The organism is Calothrix rhizosoleniae SC01 (genome assembly GCF_900185595.1).
Lineage (GTDB): Bacteria > Cyanobacteriota > Cyanobacteriia > Cyanobacteriales > Nostocaceae > Calothrix_A > Calothrix_A rhizosoleniae.
Genome location: NZ_FYBH01000087.1, coordinates 1 through 4,890 on the forward strand (window position 1 = coordinate 1; position 4,890 = coordinate 4,890).

The 4,890-nt window shown below is 35.4% G+C and carries 5 protein-coding genes; all 5 read right to left on the minus strand.

The features are described from left to right. Nucleotides 1-262: 262 nt before the first annotated feature. Nucleotides 263-1,057 (minus strand): PIG-L deacetylase family protein, encoded by a 795-nt coding sequence (locus tag CALSC_RS05125; RefSeq protein ID WP_088240328.1) that lies wholly within the window; start codon nucleotides 1,055-1,057, stop codon nucleotides 263-265. Nucleotides 1,058-1,059: 2 nt separating this feature from the next. Then, nucleotides 1,060-2,487, minus strand: a complete 1,428-nt coding sequence (locus CALSC_RS05130) for a sugar transferase (protein WP_088240329.1) — start codon at nucleotides 2,485-2,487, stop codon at nucleotides 1,060-1,062. A gap of 81 nt (nucleotides 2,488-2,568) precedes the next feature. Beyond that, a complete protein-coding gene (locus tag CALSC_RS05135) occupies nucleotides 2,569-3,735 on the minus strand; it encodes an endo-1,4-beta-xylanase (protein ID WP_088240330.1) in 1,167 nt (388 codons plus the stop codon). A 3-nt stretch (nucleotides 3,736-3,738) separates the two neighbouring features. Continuing rightward, nucleotides 3,739-4,488, minus strand: coding sequence for a WecB/TagA/CpsF family glycosyltransferase (locus CALSC_RS05140; RefSeq protein WP_088240331.1), 750 nt, complete (start codon nucleotides 4,486-4,488; stop codon nucleotides 3,739-3,741). A gap of 52 nt (nucleotides 4,489-4,540) precedes the next feature. Then, nucleotides 4,541-4,890: glycosyltransferase (locus CALSC_RS05145; protein ID WP_143288156.1), on the minus strand; the 350-nt coding region annotated here is incomplete at its 5' end.

The following is a 4,890-nucleotide window of genomic DNA, read 5'->3' on the forward strand; positions in this document are numbered from 1 at the left end:
CTTCCAGAGCGAGGGTGATTAAGCACAGCCTCATACAGCATTGGTATGAGTTTAATTCTTTTTAATTTTATTCTCAATCTTCATCATATCCTATGACCATCCCCATCTTTTCTCCTACAAAGTCTTTATACCAATTTGCAAGAAATTGCGACAGACGGAAAGAAAGAAAAGTTTATTTAGTAACTCTTTAAAAATCCAAAATCTTTTGACGGCTCGACTGAGTGCTGACGACAAAATCTAAAATCTAAAATCTAAAATAGTATTAGCTTTTGTCTGACTCAGTAAAAAAGATTTCATCAGATTGCAAAAATAAGTTAACAAAGGCTGGGGGGAGAATTTCCAGTTGCGAGGTATAGGCAGATATTGCTTTCTGCTTTTTCTCTCGAACCGATGTAATTGTCAATCGTGATGCTGTTGCTATATCGTGGAACTTTAGCTTCAGAAATAGAGGTGCTTCCCAAAACAACCAAATTGGGTACTGTAACAATTCAGTATCTATTTTAGCTTGAGCGATCGCTTCCTTAACTATTTCATAGGTAGCCTCATGATCTTTATGACAATCTTTACGATGAGGAACATAAACTTCCCCTGGCTGATGAATTTTTAACAATTGAATTACCTGTTGGATAGTACTTTGTCGCTCTTCACTTGCTAAAAGCTGTAACTTACCATCAGGCTTGTCTAAAAAATGAATTGATGACTCCTCTACTCCCAAAACCTCTAATGCTTTTACAGCTTCTTGTTTACGAGTTTGAACATTTTTAGCTTCTAAATGGGAATCGACATCAACAAATCCTTGTCCGCCATCTGTTAAAAAAACTACATAAACTGGTATTTCATGTTCGCGTTTAAGTGCAATTGTACCTCCACAGCCAAAGGTTTCATCATCTTGGTGAGGAGAGAACACCATTGCTGGTTTATGACTTAATCCTATTACTTGACTCCCGCTATGTAAAATCCATTTACTTAATAAACATGATTGAAGAGATTGAATTTTCTCTAACAATAGATTGGGCAAAATTTTCCTAATTAATCGCAGAAAGATTTTAATCTTCATAATTAATAAGCACCTGTTTTTTGCAGTACAACTTGCACCGTCTTCAGTAAAATTTGTATATCTAACCAAAGTGACCAACTTTCAATATATTCGAGGTCTAATTTAATTGCATCTTCAAAATTATCAATATTAGAACGACCGGAGACTTGCCATTGTCCAGTGATACCGGGCAAAACTTCTTGACGAATAAAGTATGCTGACTTGAATCGATCCACATCTCTAGTAGGTAGAGGACGGGGACCAACAAGACTCATCTCACCAATTAAAATATTAAATAATTGAGGTAATTCATCTAAACTATAACGTCGTAAGAATTTACCAACTTTTGTGATTCTTGGGTCATCCTTAAGTTTAAATAAAACTCCATCCTTGTTTTCATTTTTATTTTCTAGAGAAGCTTGTAGCTGTTCTGCGTTTGATACCATTGTCCGGAATTTCCAGATTTTAAATTGCTGACAATGTAAGCCAATCCGATTTTGTTTAAATAAAATTGGTCCAGGAGAATCTAACTTAATTGATATAGCGATCACTAGATAAACTGGTGATAAAATAAATAACAAAATTGCTGAAGTACAAATATCAAAACAGCGTTTGATCCAGAAATCACTACCAATAATTATTGGTACCGGGATAGTCATACAAGGGCCTTCACCAATCATTCTAAATAAAGATTTGGAATGACAAAGCTCATTCTTCGTTGGTAATATGCGTAATGTAATACCAGCAGTTGAGAACTTCCAACAAACATACAAACGATTTTTAATCGCATTCCAGGAAACAAAAACCTCTGTCACACCCTTATCACGCAGATATTTTAAGGTTCCTTCCCTATTTTCCCAGTCTAGACATTTTGATTCAGAAATTCCTTCAATTATATAGCATTTTTCTTTCTCAATTAACTTTATATGAGATTCTTTCTCTTCTGTATCCGTGATAATAAAAATTGGATATCGAATAGCTCCTTTACTACGTAATAATTTAGTAAATACATCAAAAATTAAGCGATTACTACTAGTTAGAGCTATAGATAGGCACCAAAATAAAATAAAAGTTGAGCGAGATACATAATAGCTTGGTTCGTAGAGAAAAGCGATTAGCAATAAAAAGAGTTCTGATAAGGATACTGCCTTAATTAGAGATAGATAATTGCGACGATTCGGCCCTTCTTTATATAGCCCTTGTGAAGCAATTATACTAATTTCAACAACGACAGTTAAAAATAAAAATGATGAACTTTGAACCCAAGGTGATACAAAGGAAGTACCGTAAAATATCGCTAAATTATGTGCTATTACGAGAGCGGCTATATCTAAAATTAAAAGGGTAAAAATCCGTAGTATTTTAGTAAATAATCCCCTCCTTATTCTGACAGATTTAGCAGACCTTAAGTCAGATTCAGTATTGAAAAAAGATATAGATTTATATGTCATATGTAATAATAGTTTATATTTTGTCGGGTTTCATCTATTTGTTATGGGAAACTTCTCATTAAACATGAGTTATATTTTTTACTAGCGTTTGGGTGCATTATCAAAAGCTCTTGCTATCCCATTCCACGCCAGTTTACGTTGGAAGCTATCATCCAGAGGTAAAGGACGGACAGCCTTACCATCAGAACGAGGAGCATATTCTGAAATCCAAGTTACTTTATCGCTTAATCCCCAAGTTAATACTGCAATTACTGCTGGTTCATCTAAAACCGTTGAAAGATAGTCTTCGTAAACATCAGCAATAATGCGATCGCGAATATCAATATCAGCAGTTAACTCGTCATCTGTTACATCTAATTCAGTAATCAAGATTTTTAGACCAAGACTAGCAACATCAGCCAAAAAACTACGGAAATTTTTGGCATTAAAATCAGCCTTACCATCACCGCGAAGATGGGATTGAATTCCTAAAGCATGAATAGGTGCGCCTTTAGATTTTAAACGTTCTAAAAGTTTGAGAATCGCTGTTCTTCTTGCTTTATCTCTAGAGGAATTATATTCAAAAGCTGTTTCATTATATACTAGTAATGCCTTGGGGTCAGCTTCAGCAGCCACTCGAAAAGCAAGTTCAATGTAATCTGGACCTAAAAACTTCAGCCAAGGTGATTGACGCAAACCATCAGAACGTCCATGATCTAAATCAATAGCCTCATTAACTACATCCCAAGAATGCATCTGACCGGCATAATGTTTAGTCACAGTTGCAATATGTTCGATGAAAATTCTTTCAGCATTTTGCCGATTAACTACTTTTTCAAACCATTCAGGTAATACCAAATGCCAGACTAAAGTATGCCCTCGCAACAACATATTATGGGTGCGAGTAAAATTAGCTAACCAATCACCTTGGGTAAAATCAAACCGATTGCGGATACCTTGCACAAATCCCCATTTTAATTCACCTTCGGGAACTAAAATGCCGCACTCTTGAGCAAAGCTGTTTGCCAGAGTAGGATCTACAGAAAGGGTTTCGTAATTACCTGCTGATCCATAAATCAATCCTTTAGCAGCAGCACGCTGGCGAAGACTGGCTGTACCAACAACCTGAAAATCTTTATGTTTTCTGTCAAGGCTTTGCATATAGCTACTACCATATTTGTGTGAAAGTCCTTTGCTAATTCCTATAGTTGCTAAACTTCCTAAACCTAACCATAGAGAACGTCGCCTAGTCATTCGCTTACTGAACATCGATTATTTAACTTCTTTTAATAACAATTTAGTTATAAACCAAGGCTCTATAAGATAACGCTTCCAGAGTCTTTTTGGCTCATTTAACAAGCGATACAACCATTCAAGTCCTACCTTGCCCATCCAACGAGGGGGGGTAGGAACAGCACCAGCAACATAATCGATACAAGCTCCACCAGTCAAGATAGTATTACTTTTAATATGTGGTAAATTTTTTAAAATCCAATGCTCTTGTTGTGGCATACCCATTCCTACTATTAATATATGAGGTTGATATTTACTAATAGTTTCTAAAGTACTTAAGCTCTTATGACTATCTTGAGGCAGATTTATATAGCCGTGGGCTGTTTTAATCTGCAAATTAGGAAATTTCAATCGTAATCTAGCAGCTCCTTTTTCTGCTACTCCAGGTTTAGAACCAAGATAAAATACACGCCAATTATTTTCTGCTGCTTTTGCCATTAAAGGCCATATCCAATCGGCATAAGTTACTCGTTGCTCTCGCTTGATGGGAAAACCGAGTAATTTAGCAATAAAGACTAAAGGCATACTGTCTATATGCACATAATCAGCCTCAGCATAAAAGGCTCGCACTTTTTGGTCATGATGATAAAGATAAAGGCTATGCATATTATGATTAGCAATTATCCATTTTTTATTAGTATCAATGGCTTCTGCAATCAAGTCATGCAATTGTGGAATTGATAAAGCATCAATCTCAACACCAAGAATTTTATAAGGGGATCTTTTCATGATAATTTTGAATAAATTTATTAAAAACAAATAATATTAAAAGTCTTGATATCTAATCTTTGTTGGCCAAAATTTGCTCTGTACCTGCAATTAATTTTTCTACCCTAACTTGCCAACTATGATTATTTTCTATCTCTTGACGAGCTGCAATTCCCATTTCTGGTAGTTTTGCTCTGTGACGATAAGCTTCAACTAAAGCAAGCTTCAATTCCTCTTTATTACCAGGTTGAAATAAAAAACCTGTCTTGCCAACACAAACTAACCTTTGAGCATCTTCAAAAGCTGATGCTATGACTGGCTTTGCCATTGCCATATATTCATAAAGTTTCATTGGCGATAAATACATTTTGCCTATTTGTGGTTGAATTTGTCCAGAGTAACCAATATCAAAACCAGCAATAT